Source organism: Streptomyces sp. NPDC018019, from assembly GCF_044327805.1.
Classification (GTDB): domain Bacteria; phylum Actinomycetota; class Actinomycetes; order Streptomycetales; family Streptomycetaceae; genus Streptomyces.
This window is the reverse complement of the sequence record NZ_JBIRGD010000050.1, coordinates 1-15,948: the sequence shown is the minus strand read 5'-3', so window position 1 is coordinate 15,948 and position 15,948 is coordinate 1. Positions and strand designations below refer to the sequence as shown.

The following is a 15,948-nucleotide window of genomic DNA, read 5'->3' as shown; positions in this document are numbered from 1 at the left end:
ACCGGCGTGCGCCGCACGTCTGTCGTGGCGGAACGCTGGTGCCGGGGGCACGGCGCCTTTAGCGTGTCCGCGCCACACTCAACCCGCCACCGCCGCCCACCACCGTGCGGCCGAGCCACGTATCCGGCTCCACACGCCCGGTACGCGGCCGTCCTCACTCGGTGCTCGTTCTCTTGTACGACGTCCTGGACGGCACGGTCCACCGCTGGAGGAATGATGCGCATGGCTCGCAGGAGACGGCCTCCTCGTTCACCCGCTCGCGGGACTGGTCTGGTCGCGGTGCTCGGCGTGTTCGCCGGGGCCGTCCTGGCCCTGTTGTCGGTGGCCCCCTCCGCCGAGGCGTTCGGAACGGTGCCCGGGCGCGAGCACTCCAGCATCACGCGTGCCGCGCTGGGCTGCCCGCAGAGCGGTACGGGCCGCGACTACTGCTTCGACCCCCGTTCGCTGACCGTTCTCGCGGGCGGTGGCGGTCCTGTGGACAACCCCGACTTCTGGGGTGCGGTCGGCTGGCCGGACAACCTCGTCAAGCCGGGCGGCGCGGACGGCCCCGAGGCCCACTGCGATAATGCGGACTACCTCGATCCGTCCCACAACGGTGGCCGTGCCTATCCGCTGACCCGCGACCAGGCGACCAGCGCGCTGCTGGCCTGCGTGCGGCACGCCCGGCAGGGGTTCACCAGCGCCATCGACTCCGCCGCGGACCTGCTCGATGTCAACAACCGGCTCAAGACGGGACCAGAGTTCGACCGGGCCAAGCGCGCCGTCCTGTACAACTGGGGCCGTCTGCTGCACGCGGTGCAGGACTTCTACTCCCACTCCAACTGGGCCGATGCCCCCGCGCCGAACCTCCCCCTCGGGACCGCCAACCCGCCCGGCCTGAACATGCCCCGGCCCGCCCAGCTGTTCAACTTCCTGGCTCCCGAGCCGTCCCCCGCCTCCGTGCCCCGCGACCTGACCACCGGCTGTTACTACCTGGACCCCGACCACCCGAACCGCTGCCAGGGACACGTACGCCACGGCGCGCCGCTCAACGGCGAGGACACGGGTCTGAACAAGGACGGCGGGAAGATCGACCCCAGGACCGGGCAGACCTCCGAGCCGAGTACGTACCGGGGACAGACCGGTCGGAACTTCGACCAGGCAGTACGGGCCGCGATCACTGACACCCGCCTGCAGTGGGTCGACTTACGGCAGGGGCTGGAGAACCGCTATGCCAAGCCCGGCCAGGCATGGCTGATGGCGTGCGCGCTGCTGCGCGACGCCCCGCACACCGAATGCGTACCGGGCCGGGCCCCGGCGCCGGCCGGTGCGCGTGCCACGGCCCAAGGCAGCCCCGTCGACGGCGGCGCTGCTCCGGACTGCGGCGTGCACTGGCAGCAGCCCGGCGGGCCGTACACCACGGTCTTCATGCAGTACGTCAACTGCTCCAGCAGCCCACAGACGATGGCCCCGTACGCCACAGGCGCTGCCGGTTCGCCTGACTCCCGTTACACATTCGGGCGGGTGTGCCGCACCATCGCGCCGGGCTGGGTGACCTCGTGGGTGATCGACCCCTCCTACTTCCCGCCGGAGAACACCACACTGCAAACGGTGACGCACTGCTGGACCCCCACCGCGGCCGCCGCCTCTCCTTCGTCGCGTCTGCTCGCCGCCTCATCCGCCGGCCCCGGAGCGTGGATCGGGCCGCCGCCGGGTTCTTCCCGCCCGGAAGGAGAAGGGCGCCGCGCTGCCGCGCCGCCGTGCGGGACGAGCTGGAGCCAGCCCGGAGGTACGGGTACCACGGTCTTCATCGACTACGTCAACTGCCTCGGCGTACCGGCCCTGATCACCCCGCTGGCCATCGGGGACGGACCCGATTCCCGCTACAGCTACACCGGCGCGGCCCAGTACGTCGCTCCCGGGGGCACCACGGCACACTTCCGCGTCACGCCACCCCAGTTCCCGCCGGAGCCGACCAACCTCCAGTGGGTCACCCGGGTCCTGTAGCGGGCCGACGGCCAACGCACCGCCCGGTACGCGCCGCGTACTTCACGGTGGATGGCCCCGCAGCGCTGGAGCAGCTGCGCGAGCAGGCCGCCACCCGGACCGAGATGGCTGCGGCCGCGCCGTGGACGGAGCGGCCGCCCGATCTCGCCGCGCGTCCGCTGGGCGACGACGGCACCGGGGCGGCGATCGCATGAGCGTCGAGCTGAGCGGCGTGGGCCTCGCCCGCCGGGCCCTGGCCGCTGACTGGGTATCAGCAAAGAAGAACGGCGCCGCTCGGGAAGGAGAAGCCGAAGGAGCGCACCGGTACGGTCGCACGACGGGATGTCGTAGCCGTTCAGACTCGGCAGCGTGTCAGTCGTGTGATGACCGAGCGAGGCCTGGTCGCCCCGTGTCGTTCCCGGTCCATCCTGGTGAAGCAGTGCAGCGGTCATGCCGGCGCGCCCACGATGCGCTGGTGCGGTCCGGCCGGCCACGACTGGCAGGCCCGGATGCGCGCCATCACCGAGATGCAGCCCGACATCAGCAAGTGGTTCGACCGCGACATGTGGACCCGCGCCATCAACGATGCGGGCTATGCCGTCACCCGCCGCTGACGCAGCGTGCAGGAAAAGGGGGCCTCTGCCACCGGGGGCCTGCGGGCCGTCCTTCCCCGGTTGACCTGGTCTGGGCGCGGCTGAAGCATCCGGCCGCCCGCCCGGGGGCAGGCCACCACCCGCAGCGGGCCGGCCCGCGTGATCCGGTTCGCCGGTCGGGTGGTCGTGCTCAGCGCCGCCACCGCACCGAGGCATCCCAGGCCGCTGCGCTGCTGGAGCTGGGACGACCCGAAGCCCGCACCGAAGCCGGCGGTCACGTACCCGATCCGGTTCGAGACCCGATGACCGCACCCGGGGTGGCCCGGGCCCTCTTGCCGGGGTCGAGCAGGGCTTTCACACTGCGGTCACGAGCGTGGGGAGTGGGGGAGTGATGGCGGCACGACGACGGCGCCGGCGTATGAGGAAGCGCACCCGCAGGCAGCTACAGGGAGGGGGGACTGCGGCGGCGGTCATCGCCGTGGTGTGGCTGGCAGGGAACTGGGCGGCAGTGTGGCCGATCCTGGTGACCGTGCTCGCCGTTTCCGTTGCGGGTGGGTCCGGCTGGTTGCTCCTGCGCGCGCACCGGCGCGCGGTCGGCGCGGACCGGCAGTGGCGGGAGCAGGAGGAAGCCAAGGCGCGCGAGCTGTCGATGACGGAGGTCGACGCGCTGTCCTGGCAGGAGTTCGAGGCATACGTCGCGGATCTGTGCCGTCGGGACGGCTGCACGAAGGTCATTGTCAGCGGCAAGAGCGGCGACCTGGGCGCGGATGTCATCGGCTACCTGGCCGACGGCCGCAAGCTGGTCATCCAGTGCAAGAAGTACGCGCCGCACCGCAGCGTGTCCTCACAGGACATGCAGAAGTTCGTCGGCACCGCCCGCCCCGAACACGGCGCGGACGTCGCCCTGTACGTCACCACCTGCCGCACCTTCACCAAGGCCGCCCTCGGCCTGGCGGTGCGCCAGGACATCGTGGCCCTGCACCGCGACCTGCTGGGCTCCTGGGTCAAGGGCGCCCACCTGGAGACCCTGCTCCCGCTGAACGGCAGCGGCGGCGGCACCAGGCGCCCGCCCGCACAGTGAGAGGCGGCAACCATCAACCGGGGTCGGTGGTGAGGTACTGACGGTCGGCGTGACGTACGCGCCGCTGTTCCCGGACACGGCGCCGGTGCTGGAGGAGGCCGTGCAGCGCGCCGATGGCAACGCAGGCGACGATCGTCAGGATCGACAGCCAGGCGATCGTGTCCGCCTCTGCCCAGGTACCGTCGGCAAGCGGCTCGGAGCGTGCCTCGATGTACTCGATGGTGATGACTGCCACGGCGGCCGTGAAGGGAATCCCTGTGGCGCTCCACAAGCCCACCAGGACCCACGGGCTCCACAGCCTCCGCTCGACAGCCAGCCCGAGCCCCCTGCGCACCGCCCGCGCCTGGGCATCACTGCGGCGCGCCGCCACCCATCCGGCTGCCATGGAGCCGGCCGAGCCCAGAACCAGTGCCCAGGCGAGATCTTCGAGGAGGAACCGCACACCGGGCGACACCAGCCGGGCCGTCGCCATCACCGGGAAGACCGCCACGATCAAGGTCCCCGCCAGCGCCTTCCACTTCGACGACCACACCTGGTCGAGACCACTGCGCCACTGTTTGACGCACCGCATCACCGCCGCGGTCGCGCCCGCCCAGAACACTGCGCACAACACCACTGCCCCCATGGAGCGGCTCCCCTCCTCAGGCCTCTTACGCCAACCTCAGCCAGTCCCGTTCACTGCGCAGTTGCCTGTTCGAGGCGTCAGCGCAGGCGGCCGAGGTGGATGACGCTGACGCGGACCTGGCGGTCGCTGATCTCGTACAGCACCCGGTAGACCCCCACATGGATGCGCAGCACGTCGGTGCTGCCGAACGCGCCCTCGGGCCTCGGGTCGCCGGCGAGGTGGTCGACGGCGGTGAAGACCTGCCGGACACCCTGCGGGTCGTCCTGGGCGAACCGCTCCGCCTGGGCGAGAGCCTCGGGCTCCGAGATGACCTCGTAGCTCACGCCTCGGTGCCGCCGAAGACGCGGCGGTACGCCTCGTCGTGCGGGACGCCGGCGTGCTCGCCGCGGGCCTGGCGGGCGCGGTGGGCGGCCAGGGCCCGCATCTCCTGCAGTTGCAGGGCGTCGGCGGGGCTGACCAGTACGGCGATGGTCTGGCCGTGATCGGTGATGGCGGCGGGCTCGCGGGTGGCGCTGACCTGGCGAGCGATGGCACCCAGCCGGGCGCGGGCTTCCACGATCGAGTAGGTCGTCTCCGACATGCACACCACCTTATGGAAGTGTGCACTTCTCGCGGTCGAACCGCGCAGAACGCTTCATCGGCTGCACGGGGTTCACGTCAGCGGCCGAACGGACACGACGCGAGCGGCGGCGGGGCACCGGATGTGGCGGGAGAGACCGGTGGGCCGGGAGCGCGAGCCCGGGTGCTGCCGGGCGGCGGGCCGCGTTGCACGGGCAGCGCCGCCCGGCAGCGACCTGTCGTCGGCCAGCTGCGGCGCCGCCGGACGGGAATCATCCGCCGGTGGCCCACTGCTCCATCGCGCTCGGGTCCTTTTTCAGCAGGGGGTCGCGGCGGGATTGCGCCGTGGCCCGGCTGACCCCCATGGAGCGGCCCAGCGCACCGTATGAGCCGCCCTGGGCGGCGTGCTGGCGCACGGCGGCGTTCCGGACGCCTTTCACCGTCTCCAGCAAGTCCGTAGTGGCCTTGATGACCGTTGTCAGATCGTCGGTGTCCGCCCCGCCGGTGCGCAGCAGGGCGACGCCGTGCAGCACCTCGCCGAGCCGCGCGGCGAGCAGTTGAGCGTCGTCGCCCAGTGCCTGGGCGTCGGTGGCGGTGAGCGGGATCGTGAGGTCCAGGCCGGGGCTGGTGTGCTCGGGTCCGGTGGTCACCGGGCTTCCTCCTGAGGGGGGTGCGGGGCGGGCGTGTGGCGTTCGACGACGTCCTTGTCGAGATCGCGGTGGCGGAGGCCGACGGTCAGGCCGCGTCCCGCACACCGCTTGGCCAGGTCGCCGACCAGGTAGGCCGTAACGGCAGTGGTGTCGCCGGACAGGACGGTGGCGAGCGCGGACGTCACGGTCGCAGAGCGGTGACGGCCACTGGCGCAGCCGACCGCCACAGTCAGCGGCTCGTCCTGCCGCGGCCCGGCGAGGTAGATGTCCACGGTGGCGGCCATGGCGTGCACAAGCGGGCGGATTCCGTCGGTGCGCATGACCGTCCTACGCACGGCGGCGTCCCGGGCAGTGAGGCACCGCAGCTCCGGGCGCAGGTCGTAGCAGATGGGGCCGGCCGGCTCCTGGCCCAGGTAGTCGAAGTCGTACGGGTCGTCGGCGGCCTGCATGACGCGGTCGGCGGCGGCATCGAAGACGGCGGCGAACGCCTCGTGCACGCTAGCGGCCTCGAGCGTCTGGAGGAGGCCGTCGTGGTCGGCGGCGCCAGGCCGGACGGCGTCGGCAGGCAGGTTGAGTGCGGCGGCCGCGGCCGGGGCGAGATGGCCACGTTTTCGTCGCCGACGCTGTTGCCGGCCCGCTCGGCTGATGTTTCGGCGTTGCTGATGCGGGCGCCGGCCTTCGACTGCTGTTCCATGGGAATCACGATCTGGCGCGGGGAGGTCAGGGCGGGCCAGGCGTTCTGGGCGAGGTAGCGGGCGGCGGCGTCCACGAACCGGTCGTGGGCGGCCAGCGCGACCTGGCGCGCTGTGGTGAGTTCTTCGGCCAGCGCGGCCCGGCGCGCGGCAGTGAGGTCATCGGCATTGGGGATGCTGCCGCGGATCGCGTGGCTCAGCGTGATCATGTGGTCGGCGGCGGCGCGCACGGCCGGGTCCTCGATGAGGATGCGCAGCGCGACCAGCGGGCGGGTGATCTCGCGGCGGGTCCGGTGGCTCTCGTCACGCAGAGCCTCGATCCGTTCGGTGCCGGCGCGCTTGAGGACGGCGTCTCCGCGCTTCCACATCGCTGTGCGGTGGTTGCTGGCGGCGTAGGCCAGCGCGGTGACGGACTCCAGACGGTCACGGCGGATTGCCTCCCCATGGCTGACGAGGACCGAGCGTTCGGCGGCCCGCTCCTGGAAGCGCCCCGAGACGAGTGCGCCCTGCAGGGTGGCGACGACGGCGAGGCCAGCGGTGACGAGGGTGGATAACACGGCAGGGACCCCTGACTGTATGGCTTCCAATACGGGTGGGTGGCGATGAGAACTGTATGAATTTCCATACACCTAGGGAAGGGTGGCGACCATGACCCTTTGCAGTGCATCTGCGGGCTGCGCATCTCCCAACCCAGGCCAGCAGCCAAGCAAACGACGGCACGCCGCACTGGAACGGCGGGGCGGCGCAATACGGGTGGACCGCGACGCCTACAAGGACCTGCACCCCACTACGCTGCCTTCCTCGCCGAGGACGTACGGACCGCCGGCGTGCGGGTACGGCCGGAGACCTACCGGTGGCAGGCCAAGGTGGAGGCGCGGGTGCGGGCCGGCCACCATGATGCGGTGCTGGAAGCGCCGTTAGCCGACCCGCAGGCCTTCGTGGAGCAGCTGGGCGCCTACCGGCGGGCGGGCCACCGCATCGAGACCGTGGTGCTGGCTGTGCCCGAGGCGGTCAGCCAGCTCGGCATCCTGGACCGGTACCTGCGTCTGGCCCGGCAGGGCCGGGCCCGGTACGTCTCCTGGACCAATCACGACGCATGCGCGGTCGCCCTGGTCGCCACCCTCCGGCAGGTGGAAGCCAGGCACCTGGCGGACCGGGTCTTCGTCGTACGGCGTGCCGACGAGGCGGCGCTGGAGATGGTGTACGACAACGCACTCGACGGCACCACGGGGCGCTCGCGCCGCCCGGCCGGCGCGGCGCAGGCAGTGCTCGAGGAGCGTCGGCGGCCGTGGGACGCCCGGGAGACGGGACGTTTCCGCCGCCAGCTCGCCACCGCCTCCCGCAGGCGGGCCACAGGGACACTCCATTCCTCGGCCCAATGCGCGAACTCGAACAAGACCGGACCGTCGCCCTGCAGCTGGCAGGACAGGATGCCCAGCACATCACTGACGGTCCTGTCGGCGCCTCGGCGTTTCCTCCCGCCGGCCCGCGCCTGAACGCGGCGAAGGAAGCCGGCGGCCAGCATTGCCGGCCCCGCGATGAAGCCGAAGTCGCATGTACAAGTGCTCACATCCGCACAACGCCCCGCCCACAGCACGGATGTCGCGGCGAGCGAAGCCCCACCCGGACGGAGGTGCGCGCCGATGACCAGCGGGGCGTTTCCCGTGAAAACGGAGCGGCCACCGTCAGCCTCGGCTCGTGTGAACTCTCCGCTTCCTGCATCCCCGCTCGCGCAACCCGGCCACCGGACGGCAGACTCGACACCGTCGGAAGGATAAGTTCATGAGCGCACAGCCGGTACACCACGGCGACGGCGGGCCGCCGCCGCTGCCCCGTACCCAGAACGCGGTGGCTGCGGCCCTGCCGCCGGCCGACCGTATGGAGTTTTACCGGGAGATGGGCGAGGCTGATGAGACCGAGCTGCTGGGCGTGCTGCGCCGCTGGTGGCTGCGGGCCCGCCTGTACGCCGATCCGCTGCCGGACGATGTCCGTACGGCCGTCGAGGCCGGCACCGCCCCCGGGCGCGCGGCCGGCGCCGCGCTGCGCCAGGCCGCCGCCGACCGCGAGGCGAGCACCGGTGAGCGATGAGACTGCCGCCCCCCGGAGAGGAGGACGGCGAGGACCGTATCCGGCTCTCGCCCGCCGTGCTGCCGCTGCTGGGCCCGGCCGTGTCGGCGAGCGTGTTCTCGGCGGTAGCCAACCTGCTGGCCGAACTGCGCGCCACACCCGTACCGCCCCTGGCCCAGCCCCGTCCCGGGCCGGCCGGGCTGGTACTCGGCACCACTGGCCCGGGACATCGGTATCGCTGAGTACTACGTCGGCGATACCGAGCCGGGCGCGGACGGCTCCACCATCTATGTCGCCCGCATCGTGATCTCGGATGACTGGCCGGACTTCTGAGCCGCCCGCATCCTGACCGCCGGGCCCGGGCCGTCACCGAAGGCCAGGCCGCACCTGCGAGCGGGCCGCCCTCGGTGCCGTACGCCACCTGGCCGCCCTGGCCCGCCTCGGCCGCGCACAGATCGCCGACGTGGACGGCGACCTGCTCGCCGAAGCCGAAGCCCTGATGACCACCTACGAAGGCCACGCCCCCGGCCTGGCCGACACCGTCAACGCCGCCCTGGCCTGGCGCCTGCGCCGCCCCCTGGTCCTCACCTTCGACCGGCACTCCTCCGACATGATCGCACCACGCCCCTGGGACACCGCCTCAGGCACGCCACTGACCTGCGCATTCGACGAGCCGGAATCTCCCGGGGTGGCGGCTCGCACGGGCGTGCCCGCATGCCGGCCGGCGGTGGTACGGGGGAGCGCCGATTACCGGTGAGGTGCTGGACTTCGGCAGGATGCTGCCATGATCGAGATCCGCACCCCCCGCCTTCTGCTCCGTCGGTGGCACGATGACGACCTCGCGCCCATGGCGGACATCAACGCGGACCCGCGGGTCATGCGCTGGATCGACGACGGCTCGGCGCACGACCTGGACGACACGGCTGAGGCCATCGAGCGCTGGGAGGAGGAGTGGGACGAGGAGGGCTTCGGGCTCTTCGCCGTTGAGCTGCTGGCCTCGGGGGAGCTGGCCGGCTGTACGGGTCTGTCCGTGCCCGAGTTCCTGCCGCAGGTGCTGCCCGCCGTGGCGATCAGCTGGCGGCTCGGGCCGCAGTTCTGGGGCCAGGGGTACGCGTCCGAAGCTGCGCACGCCACGCTGGAGTTCGCGCTCCAGGACCGTGGCCTCGACCGTGTCATCAGCATCAGCCAGGAGGGTGATCAGGCCTCCGAGAACATCGTGCGCAAGCTCGGCATGGAGCTGGAACTCAAGACGGCACATCCGATCAACGGCCGTCCGCTGCGCGTTCACACCATCGACCTGACCGAGTTCGAGACATGAATCGGTTCCACAGGCGGCGGCGACACCGACCGGGCATAGCAGCACCTCTAGGCCGAAGGCATCCGGCCGCGAGCTGCAGGGGCGGACGTGGGACGAGATGCCGGTGCGGGTACCGGCTAGCGCAGGCACACCACGCTGGAACGCGTCAGAAGGGCGACCGTGCAGCGACCGCCCGGCGGGCCCGCACTGAGTCTGAGGCCGTCGAGCAGGCTCGCCGGGCCCGGTCGTGCCAGCGGTGTGGGGCCGGAGATGGGCGGGGTGTGCGGGGTGTGCCGGGACCGGGACGAGACTGAGGTGCTGCTGCGGCAGGCGGTCGCCGCGGTCGTGGTCGGTTGTGTCCGCCCGGTGGACGTGGACGCTCGGCCGCGGGCCGCAGGCCCAGGCGGAAGCCGAGCACGCCCGGGCCGCGCAGGGGCGCCGCCGTCACCTGCACCCACGGCCCAAGCCGCCGAGCAGGCCGCTGACACCGCCGCCCAACAGGTGCGTCACCGTGCCGCCGAGCACCTGCTCGCCGCGCGCAGCACCGCCTGGCTCGCCACGCAGGCCCTGGCCTCGGCTGGGGAGCTTGCCCCGCAGGGCCGGGCAGCGGCGTACGCGGCAGGAGCGGCTGAAGTCCGGGCGGTCTTGGCTACCTGACGCAGCAGATACCCAGGTATCGGAAATCCGAAAAGGCCGTACCACTCCGCCCCGCGGGGGGAGCACCGGAGCCGGGTCGGCTCCGGCCTTTCATGTGCGGAACCCCGCGTGTGCGGGGACCGCGGATACCCTGCGCTTGGCCGGAATCAGAACCGGTTCAGCGATTCAACAACCGGCGCGCGATCGGAATACTGCGTGCGCAACGACATGCCGGGGGAACCCCGGGGAGCAGGGGGAGCGGATGACGGGGCAGATCCCGCCGCAGCACGGCGAGCAGGGCCAGGGCGCGGCGGCGCAGGGCGCCGCGCTGTTCAGCGACGCGGACGCGGCCAGTGACCGCCCGGCCCGGCCCGCTGGCGGCCCGCCGCCGGTGACCGTCATCTGGCAGGCGCCCGGCGAGCACGGGCAGCAGCCGTGAGCGCCCTCGCCCCGCCCCTGAGCCGGCCATCACGATGACCGCCGTCGGCCACCCCCTGTACGCCCTGATCCTCCCTGCGCGCCTGACCGCCCGCTACGGCCTGACCAGCGACGGCACCCGCACCCTGCCGCGCCCCGCACCGCACGGACGGACCGGGGCCACCCGATGACCGCGGCGCCCCGGCCGGCCCAGCCGTGCCGCGCAGCGCCCGCACGGAGGGACGAGCCCGCCCCGTGGGCCCCACCGTGCGCCTTCACCGGCACCGCCCGGCTGCCCGCCACCCGCGTCGACCGGCCGGTCGCGCCGGCACCCGCTGGTGTCCCTGGCCCCTCCAGCCCCGAGGAGAAGTGATCGTGCTTGCGACCGCGGAACGCGTCCGCCCGGCCGGCGCTCTGGGCCCCGTGGAGATTGTGTGGCACCGGCCGGCCGATCCCGCCGGCTGCGACGGCGACTGCGACCACCACGCACTTGTCTGCGGGGAGCCGGGGACCGGCCTGCCCGGAGGGCTGCGCAAGGTATCCGCCGACCTGACCGAGCCCGGACAGCGCTGGTGCCCCGCCTGCCGGGCCGCCGACGGCGCCGCGGCGGCGACCGCACCACACGACAGCGCCGGAGGCCCGCATGACCCGAGCTGAAGACCGACCCGGCCCGGTGGAGCGCCTGCGGTGCTGGTGGGCGCTGGGCTCCCCGCCCTGGCGCCACACCGCGCTCAGCGCGGCTGTGTTCACCCTGGCCGTGACCGCGTTGCTGCTGGTGCCCGCCGACGGGCCCGCCGCGCTGCGCCTGGCCGCCGCCGCGGTGGCCGGGCTCGCCTTCACCGTCGGCTCCGGCGTGGAGTCGGCGGCCCGGTTTAGGGGGGAGGCGCTGGTCTCGCCGCGCGCCTTTCGCCGCTGGCAGCGCCAGGTCCACGCCGCTGCCCGCCCCGGCAGCCCGGACGGGGGTGCCCGGTGAGCGCCGCCGACGCCCTGCCCACCAGCGGGGACCGTGCGCACGACCGCCGGGTGCGGGCCCGGCTGGCCGAACTCGCCGCCGAACGCGGCCTGTCGCTCCCGCAGGTGCTGGCCCAGCTGAACGCGGAGCTCACCGCCGGCCGGGCCCCCGCACCGCAGCCTTCGGCCGCCGACCGCGCGTCGGCGGACACCCCGGGCCGCCGGGCCCGGGTGATCGCCCGGCGCCCCGCCGACGCCGAGTGGCAAGTGGTGACGACGTCCGAGACCTCCGCCGGGCCGCCCACCGTAAGGGCGCGGCCGTGCGGCGGGCCCGAGCCGTGCCCGTGGCGCCGCGACGCCCCGCCCGGCCAGTTCCCGGCCCAGGCCTTCCGGCACTCGGCCCAAACCTCCCTACCCGGGCCGACCGGCACTTCGGCTGCCACGCCAGCCGCCCCGAACAACCCCAGATCTGCGCCGGGTGGCTGCTGCGCGGCGCCCAGCACCACCCCCGCATCCAGCAGCAGCTCGCCGACGGCACCCTGGCCCGCCCCGACCTGCCCGCCGGGATGGCGCTGTACGACTCCTATGCCGCCATGGCCGTCGCCAACGGCGTCGCCCCCGACGACCCGGCCCTGACCGGCCCGGCCCCGGACCCGGACTGCGTACCGCTCTGCGGTGGCCAGCCGACGGAGGACCCACGATGAGCACCCAGACCCGCCCCCGCCGCGCCGCGTTGCCGGGTACGGCCCGGCCCGCCCCGCACATGAGCGTCCGGCCGCTGCCCGCACCCCGCCGCCCGGGCCGCACCCGGGTCGCGGTGGTAGCGCTGGAGCGTCAGCCGCGCTTCGCCGCGTGTGCCGACCAGGCCGCCGGACGCCTGGCCGCGCTGGACGGCACCGACCTGCTCGGCGACCGGCCCCCGGCGCAGATGACCAAAAAGGAGGTGCCCGACGTGCTCGCGGCCGACGCCGACGTGCTCTTCGCCGACGGGCACAGCTTCGACTCCCGCTGGTTCGACGGCGCTGCGCCGGACGGTTTCCTCGATACCGAACTGGCCGCCGTGAAACAGCCGCTGCGCGCGCCGGTGCTGGTCGCTTACACCTGCTCCGGCACCAGCCGCCGCTTCCGCGCAGCCCTGGCCGCGCTGCGGCCCGCCGATCTGCCGCCGCTGGCCCTGCTGGCGTGCGACGGCAACGCCCCCTATACCCACGAGGTGCTGTTCGCCCCGCTGCTGGAGGCCCTGCTCACCGACGGGCAGGGCGCCCGGCCGTGGCCCGAGCGGCTGCGCGCGGCCCTCGCCGCCGCGCTGGCCGGCGACGAGCTGGCCCCGTACACCCGGCGGCACTGGGACCGCTGGCACGTCTGCACCGTGCCCGGCACCGCCCGCCCTCGCCCGACCCCGCACCAGGAGCCGTGAGAATGCCGACCGCCCTCGTGCCCGCCGCCGTCGGGGCTGCCCCGGCTGTCCGCCGCCGTGCCGAGCCGGACGTGCGCACCGCCACCGGCGCGCGGCTGACCGCCGCGGCCGCCCGCCGGCTGGCCGACTCCGTGCCGAAGAACTCCCGGGACGCCCGGTCGTCACGCTGGCGCGGCTTCACCCAGTGGTGCGCCGTCTACGACTGGGGCACCGACGAGCCCAACGCGGTGGTGTCCTACCTCGCCGACCTCGGCAACCGCGGCCACCCGGCGAAGGTGCTGGAATCCCACCTGGGCACCCTGCGGGCGCTGCGCGCCGTCAAGGAGGCTCCGCTGAGCGACGCGGAGGTCAAGGCATGCCTGGCCATCGTGCGCCACCGCGCGGGGGAGGAGGCCAGCGCCCCGGACCTGGAACCGGGCCCGCTAAGGCCGACGCCGTCGACCTGGATGAACTGCGGCTGATGCTACGCACCCTGGACCGCACCACCGTGCACGGCCAGCGGGACGGGGCCGCCGGCGCCGAAGCAGTAGACGTCAGCCGCCGAACTGATCTCCGGGGTGGGCGGACCAATCCGTGACGGGCCCGCCCCGGCTCACCTCCGGCTCCGGGCCCTCTTCCTCGTACGTACCGAAGGGGCTCCGGACGGCTGTGACTGGGGTGCTTCTGCTGCCGGGCGACAGCCGTCCGTCGCCAGGTCAGCGGGAGTTATCTCTCCATCGACCAGTCTCACCGCCATCCGGCGCAGAGCGTGGCGCCGTGCCAGGCCCTGATCCGGCTACCCGATCGCGGACTCGGCAAGTGCTTGCTCGAACGCGTCGCGAAGATCGCGGGCAGCCGCGTTGCGAGGCCAACCGGCGAGCTCGCACAATGTCGGGGTGTCCAGTCCGGCTGCGAGCGCCTCAGCAGCGATCATCGGCAGGTCCTCCGGGCGTATCTCATCCGCCTGATAACGGCAGGCCACCTCACCCAGAGATGTGAGTCCACTCTGCACAGAGGTTTCCGGTTCTGATGTCGTTCCTTCTGCTCTCATGACTCCTACAGTGTCAGCCCCATTGCCAAGGAAGGCACTCAGGGGCGGGGCCGTTCGGCACCCACCCCGCGTGTTCGCCCGGATCCAGGGCCCGAACCCCGCGAGAACACGACCGTCCATCCTCGGGATCCCGCGAAAGGCCCTTCATCTTCCGTGAACTCGCGGGCCTCTCCGGGTGTGATGTTCCGGTACAGAAAATGCCGGTGAGAACGATCATGTCCTTCTGGCCATGTGGTCGCTCAGTGAGCTGCCTGCGGTTCTTGTGGCCTTGTCTTGATTACGGCGAGCCGCGCCATAAGGGGCGCCCGCCCACGCATTGTTCCTGACCATTACAGTGAAGGCATGACGCGAGGAACTGTGACCAGGACGCCGGAGATCAGCTTGATGGCGGTCGGCTTGTTGCTGTTGGCAACGGGATTCCTGATCCCGTCCGGGTTTTTCCAGGGCGTAGCGCAGGGTTCCGGTCTTGTGGCGGTTCTCGTCGCGGCCGTACGCATGGGGCGTGCCGGAACCGCGCAGGGCGACCGGCAGACGACGCCTTCGTAGCATGCGCGGCAACGGCAAGGGGCTACGAGGTGGTAGGAGAAGTCAGGGCGTGACCGGCCGTGAGGACCATCGCATGGAGCCAGCACCCGGCCCTCCTCCTGAGGCTGGCGGCCTGAGCTTTGGAGGCGGGCGATGAGCGACACTTATCTGACGGTCATTGCGACCGATCCGTACTGGCAGCCCGGTACGCAGGCGGCAGACCGGGCTGCGGCCGTGCTGGCCCGGATGTTGCCCGACAACGCCCGCCGCGGTCTTCACACCCGGTGGCACGACAGCGTCGAAGTGGTCGACTGCGGCGCCAACCTGGAGAAGGTCTCCTGCCCGCAGTGCGGTGCGCAGCTCGCCTTTGACTGGTGGGAGGAGGCCGTCTCGCAGTGCTACGACGAGGGCTTCCGGACGCTCCTGGTCACGGTGCCCTGCTGCGATGTCGCGACGTCGCTCAACGCGCTGGTCTACGACTGGCCGATGGGGTTCGCGCGTTTCCGGATCGAGGCCCGCCATCCGAACCGCGCACGGCTGACCGGCGAGGAACTGGCCGCGCTCACGGACGCCCTGGGACACCCCCTTCGCCAGGTCCTCACGCACATCTGAGGCCTGTCCCGTGACCTTGGTACGGTTGTCCGCATTTGGCTGACCCGGGGCAGGGCCTCAGATCTCATGGAGGCCGGGCAGTGCGGTTCACCTGCCGAAACTTCGGGCTGTCGGATCTGCCGCGGCGCGGGATCACCCCGCAGGAGGCTCCCCTGGATGTGCTCCTCCTCGGCATCGAGGCAGATCTGTCCATCTGGGAAGACGGGCAGGTGGTGTGGTCCGAGGAGGCATTCCCCGTGGCCGAGCTGGCGTATCACGTGGCGCTCTGGCTCCGGAGCCCGGACGCCGGCCGGGAGGACTTTGAGCTCGACTCGATGCAGGCGGACCCGGGGCTGATCCGCATCACGGGTTCCGACGGGGGCTGGCGGATCGGCTCCACCTACACGCCGGACTTCTGGACCTCACCGGTCACCTGGGACGATCTCGTGGCGGAGCTCGAGCAGTTCGACCGTTGTGTGCGCGAGGGCGTTGCTGCGATGGGCGTCGATCCCGCATTCATTCCGGAGTCCTGAGCCGGGTCCTCCGCTCAGGGCCTCTGGTGATGGTGGTGGCCGTAGCGTTCCCTGTTCCGTGCTACTTCCTCGGCGCTCACTGACGAGTAGATGGCGTACACGCCTCCGACACGGCCATTTCCCCATGCCTCGTGGTCCCGGGAGACCAGGACGGACACCTGCGAAGTGGGCTGCCAGTGTTGTGTGAAGGCCGGAGCGTTCACATCGGGGGCATCCTCCAGAGGGACGCCGCGTTTCTTCAGCAGCCGCTCCAGCTTCTCGTACCGTAGATGACGATCGAATCGTCCGTATCGGTCGCGAACGGCTCTGCTGACGATGCT

At 72.2% G+C, this 15,948-nt stretch carries 25 protein-coding genes and 2 pseudogenes; 20 read left to right on the top strand and 7 right to left on the bottom strand.

Annotated elements, in window-relative coordinates; translation table 11 throughout:
- Positions 1-222: 222 nt before the first annotated feature.
- From ACH4FX_RS41375 to ACH4FX_RS41360, 4 genes are all read left to right on the top strand, one after another.
- A complete protein-coding gene (locus ACH4FX_RS41375) occupies positions 223-1,986 on the top strand; it encodes a hypothetical protein (protein WP_398486917.1) in 1,764 nt (587 codons plus the stop codon).
- Between the two features lie 47 nt (positions 1,987-2,033).
- Positions 2,034-2,180, top strand: a complete 147-nt coding sequence (locus tag ACH4FX_RS41370) for a hypothetical protein (RefSeq protein ID WP_398486916.1) — start codon at positions 2,034-2,036, stop codon at positions 2,178-2,180.
- A 168-nt stretch (positions 2,181-2,348) separates the two neighbouring features.
- Positions 2,349-2,579 carry a hypothetical protein gene (locus ACH4FX_RS41365; RefSeq protein ID WP_398486914.1) on the top strand — a complete coding sequence of 77 codons (231 nt, stop codon included), beginning with the start codon at positions 2,349-2,351 and terminating at the stop codon, positions 2,577-2,579.
- A 397-nt stretch (positions 2,580-2,976) separates the two neighbouring features.
- A complete protein-coding gene (locus tag ACH4FX_RS41360; RefSeq protein ID WP_398486912.1) occupies positions 2,977-3,639 on the top strand; it encodes a restriction endonuclease in 663 nt (220 codons plus the stop codon).
- 13 nt (positions 3,640-3,652) lie between these two features.
- Here the strand turns inward: ACH4FX_RS41360 and ACH4FX_RS41355 are convergent, their stop codons facing one another.
- The 5 genes from ACH4FX_RS41355 to ACH4FX_RS41335 all read right to left on the bottom strand — a co-directional run bounded on the left by ACH4FX_RS41355 (position 3,653) and on the right by ACH4FX_RS41335 (position 5,969).
- Positions 3,653-4,264 (bottom strand): hypothetical protein, encoded by a 612-nt coding sequence (locus ACH4FX_RS41355; RefSeq protein ID WP_398486910.1) that lies wholly within the window; start codon positions 4,262-4,264, stop codon positions 3,653-3,655.
- Positions 4,265-4,341: 77 nt separating this feature from the next.
- A complete protein-coding gene (locus ACH4FX_RS41350) occupies positions 4,342-4,587 on the bottom strand; it encodes a type II toxin-antitoxin system RelE/ParE family toxin (RefSeq protein WP_398486908.1) in 246 nt (81 codons plus the stop codon).
- Positions 4,584-4,844: a type II toxin-antitoxin system Phd/YefM family antitoxin gene (locus tag ACH4FX_RS41345; protein ID WP_398486907.1), complete on the bottom strand. Its 261-nt coding sequence runs from the start codon at positions 4,842-4,844 to the stop codon at positions 4,584-4,586. The genes ACH4FX_RS41350 and ACH4FX_RS41345 overlap by 4 nt, the downstream gene beginning before the upstream one ends.
- Before the next feature lie 250 nt (positions 4,845-5,094).
- Complete coding sequence (locus tag ACH4FX_RS41340) at positions 5,095-5,472, bottom strand: hypothetical protein (protein WP_398486905.1); 378 nt, start codon at positions 5,470-5,472, stop codon at positions 5,095-5,097.
- On the bottom strand, positions 5,469-5,969 hold the full coding sequence (locus ACH4FX_RS41335; protein WP_398486903.1) for a hypothetical protein: 501 nt from the start codon (positions 5,967-5,969) through the stop codon (positions 5,469-5,471). The genes ACH4FX_RS41340 and ACH4FX_RS41335 overlap by 4 nt, the downstream gene beginning before the upstream one ends.
- 281 nt (positions 5,970-6,250) lie before the next feature.
- Here ACH4FX_RS41335 and ACH4FX_RS41330 point away from each other — a divergent pair, with 281 nt between their 5' ends.
- The 13 genes and pseudogenes from ACH4FX_RS41330 (at position 6,251) to ACH4FX_RS41270 (ending at position 13,410) form a co-directional block, all read left to right on the top strand.
- The gene (locus ACH4FX_RS41330) at positions 6,251-6,718 is read left to right on the top strand and encodes a hypothetical protein (protein ID WP_398486901.1); all 468 of its coding nucleotides are present in this window, start codon (positions 6,251-6,253) and stop codon (positions 6,716-6,718) included.
- Positions 6,719-6,991: 273 nt separating this feature from the next.
- Complete coding sequence (locus ACH4FX_RS41325; RefSeq protein WP_398486899.1) at positions 6,992-7,660, top strand: zeta toxin family protein; 669 nt, start codon at positions 6,992-6,994, stop codon at positions 7,658-7,660.
- Between the two features lie 286 nt (positions 7,661-7,946).
- Positions 7,947-8,252: a hypothetical protein gene (locus ACH4FX_RS41320; RefSeq protein ID WP_398486898.1), complete on the top strand. Its 306-nt coding sequence runs from the start codon at positions 7,947-7,949 to the stop codon at positions 8,250-8,252.
- Positions 8,249-8,473 (top strand): hypothetical protein, encoded by a 225-nt coding sequence (locus tag ACH4FX_RS41315; protein WP_398486896.1) that lies wholly within the window; start codon positions 8,249-8,251, stop codon positions 8,471-8,473. The genes ACH4FX_RS41320 and ACH4FX_RS41315 overlap by 4 nt, the downstream gene beginning before the upstream one ends.
- Positions 8,474-8,694: 221 nt before the next feature.
- On the top strand, positions 8,695-8,988 hold the full coding sequence (locus tag ACH4FX_RS41310) for a hypothetical protein (protein ID WP_398486894.1): 294 nt from the start codon (positions 8,695-8,697) through the stop codon (positions 8,986-8,988).
- A gap of 27 nt (positions 8,989-9,015) precedes the next feature.
- The gene (locus tag ACH4FX_RS41305; protein WP_398486892.1) at positions 9,016-9,549 is read left to right on the top strand and encodes a GNAT family N-acetyltransferase; all 534 of its coding nucleotides are present in this window, start codon (positions 9,016-9,018) and stop codon (positions 9,547-9,549) included.
- A gap of 877 nt (positions 9,550-10,426) precedes the next feature.
- The gene (locus tag ACH4FX_RS41300) at positions 10,427-10,603 is read left to right on the top strand and encodes a hypothetical protein (protein WP_398486890.1); all 177 of its coding nucleotides are present in this window, start codon (positions 10,427-10,429) and stop codon (positions 10,601-10,603) included.
- Positions 10,604-10,637: 34 nt separating this feature from the next.
- Positions 10,638-10,772 carry a hypothetical protein gene (locus ACH4FX_RS41295; RefSeq protein WP_398486888.1) on the top strand — a complete coding sequence of 45 codons (135 nt, stop codon included), beginning with the start codon at positions 10,638-10,640 and terminating at the stop codon, positions 10,770-10,772.
- A gap of 184 nt (positions 10,773-10,956) precedes the next feature.
- Entirely contained in the window at positions 10,957-11,238 is a 282-nt protein-coding gene (locus ACH4FX_RS41290; protein ID WP_398486886.1) for a hypothetical protein, read from the top strand.
- Positions 11,225-11,554: a hypothetical protein gene (locus tag ACH4FX_RS41285; protein ID WP_398486884.1), complete on the top strand. Its 330-nt coding sequence runs from the start codon at positions 11,225-11,227 to the stop codon at positions 11,552-11,554. The genes ACH4FX_RS41290 and ACH4FX_RS41285 overlap by 14 nt, the downstream gene beginning before the upstream one ends.
- A pseudogene (locus ACH4FX_RS41280) lies at positions 11,551-12,236 on the top strand (DUF6283 family protein). The gene ACH4FX_RS41285 and the pseudogene ACH4FX_RS41280 overlap by 4 nt, the downstream one beginning before the upstream one ends.
- Entirely contained in the window at positions 12,233-12,949 is a 717-nt protein-coding gene (locus tag ACH4FX_RS41275; protein ID WP_398486882.1) for a hypothetical protein, read from the top strand. Before ACH4FX_RS41280 ends, ACH4FX_RS41275 begins: the two are co-directional and overlap by 4 nt.
- A gap of 2 nt (positions 12,950-12,951) precedes the next feature.
- Positions 12,952-13,410, top strand: coding sequence for a hypothetical protein (locus ACH4FX_RS41270; protein ID WP_398486880.1), 459 nt, complete (start codon positions 12,952-12,954; stop codon positions 13,408-13,410).
- A gap of 314 nt (positions 13,411-13,724) precedes the next feature.
- Here ACH4FX_RS41270 and ACH4FX_RS41265 read toward each other — a convergent pair whose 3' ends face one another.
- Positions 13,725-13,979 (bottom strand): hypothetical protein, encoded by a 255-nt coding sequence (locus tag ACH4FX_RS41265; RefSeq protein ID WP_398486878.1) that lies wholly within the window; start codon positions 13,977-13,979, stop codon positions 13,725-13,727.
- A gap of 342 nt (positions 13,980-14,321) precedes the next feature.
- Between ACH4FX_RS41265 and ACH4FX_RS41260 the strand changes: the two genes are divergently transcribed.
- From ACH4FX_RS41260 to ACH4FX_RS41250, 3 genes are all read left to right on the top strand, one after another.
- Positions 14,322-14,525 carry a hypothetical protein gene (locus ACH4FX_RS41260; protein WP_398486876.1) on the top strand — a complete coding sequence of 68 codons (204 nt, stop codon included), beginning with the start codon at positions 14,322-14,324 and terminating at the stop codon, positions 14,523-14,525.
- Positions 14,526-14,657: 132 nt separating this feature from the next.
- Positions 14,658-15,116: a hypothetical protein gene (locus tag ACH4FX_RS41255; RefSeq protein ID WP_398486874.1), complete on the top strand. Its 459-nt coding sequence runs from the start codon at positions 14,658-14,660 to the stop codon at positions 15,114-15,116.
- Between the two features lie 80 nt (positions 15,117-15,196).
- Positions 15,197-15,628 carry a hypothetical protein gene (locus tag ACH4FX_RS41250; RefSeq protein ID WP_398486872.1) on the top strand — a complete coding sequence of 144 codons (432 nt, stop codon included), beginning with the start codon at positions 15,197-15,199 and terminating at the stop codon, positions 15,626-15,628.
- Between the two features lie 14 nt (positions 15,629-15,642).
- Here ACH4FX_RS41250 and ACH4FX_RS41245 read toward each other — a convergent pair.
- A pseudogene (locus ACH4FX_RS41245) lies at positions 15,643-15,948 on the bottom strand (hypothetical protein); the annotation flags it as partial.

Excerpts from the sequence above, each read along its gene's own strand:
- ACH4FX_RS41365 (WP_398486914.1), top strand. The coding sequence starts at position 2,349 with ATGACCGAGCGAGGCCTGGTCGCCCCGTGTCGTTCCCGGTCCATCCTG.
- ACH4FX_RS41375 (WP_398486917.1), top strand. The coding sequence starts at position 223 with ATGGCTCGCAGGAGACGGCCTCCTCGTTCACCCGCTCGCGGGACTGGT.
- ACH4FX_RS41270 (WP_398486880.1), top strand. The coding sequence starts at position 12,952 with ATGCCGACCGCCCTCGTGCCCGCCGCCGTCGGGGCTGCCCCGGCTGTC.
- ACH4FX_RS41285 (WP_398486884.1), top strand. The coding sequence starts at position 11,225 with ATGACCCGAGCTGAAGACCGACCCGGCCCGGTGGAGCGCCTGCGGTGC.
- ACH4FX_RS41355 (WP_398486910.1), bottom strand. The coding sequence starts at position 4,264 with ATGGGGGCAGTGGTGTTGTGCGCAGTGTTCTGGGCGGGCGCGACCGCG.
- ACH4FX_RS41255 (WP_398486874.1), top strand. The coding sequence starts at position 14,658 with ATGAGCGACACTTATCTGACGGTCATTGCGACCGATCCGTACTGGCAG.
- ACH4FX_RS41260 (WP_398486876.1), top strand. The coding sequence starts at position 14,322 with ATGACGCGAGGAACTGTGACCAGGACGCCGGAGATCAGCTTGATGGCG.
- ACH4FX_RS41360 (WP_398486912.1), top strand. The coding sequence starts at position 2,977 with ATGAGGAAGCGCACCCGCAGGCAGCTACAGGGAGGGGGGACTGCGGCG.
- ACH4FX_RS41345 (WP_398486907.1), bottom strand. The coding sequence starts at position 4,844 with ATGTCGGAGACGACCTACTCGATCGTGGAAGCCCGCGCCCGGCTGGGT.
- ACH4FX_RS41320 (WP_398486898.1), top strand. The coding sequence starts at position 7,947 with ATGAGCGCACAGCCGGTACACCACGGCGACGGCGGGCCGCCGCCGCTG.
- ACH4FX_RS41265 (WP_398486878.1), bottom strand. The coding sequence starts at position 13,979 with ATGAGAGCAGAAGGAACGACATCAGAACCGGAAACCTCTGTGCAGAGT.
- ACH4FX_RS41315 (WP_398486896.1), top strand. The coding sequence starts at position 8,249 with ATGAGACTGCCGCCCCCCGGAGAGGAGGACGGCGAGGACCGTATCCGG.
- ACH4FX_RS41305 (WP_398486892.1), top strand. The coding sequence starts at position 9,016 with ATGATCGAGATCCGCACCCCCCGCCTTCTGCTCCGTCGGTGGCACGAT.
- ACH4FX_RS41300 (WP_398486890.1), top strand. The coding sequence starts at position 10,427 with ATGACGGGGCAGATCCCGCCGCAGCACGGCGAGCAGGGCCAGGGCGCG.
- ACH4FX_RS41275 (WP_398486882.1), top strand. The coding sequence starts at position 12,233 with ATGAGCACCCAGACCCGCCCCCGCCGCGCCGCGTTGCCGGGTACGGCC.
- ACH4FX_RS41295 (WP_398486888.1), top strand. The coding sequence starts at position 10,638 with ATGACCGCCGTCGGCCACCCCCTGTACGCCCTGATCCTCCCTGCGCGC.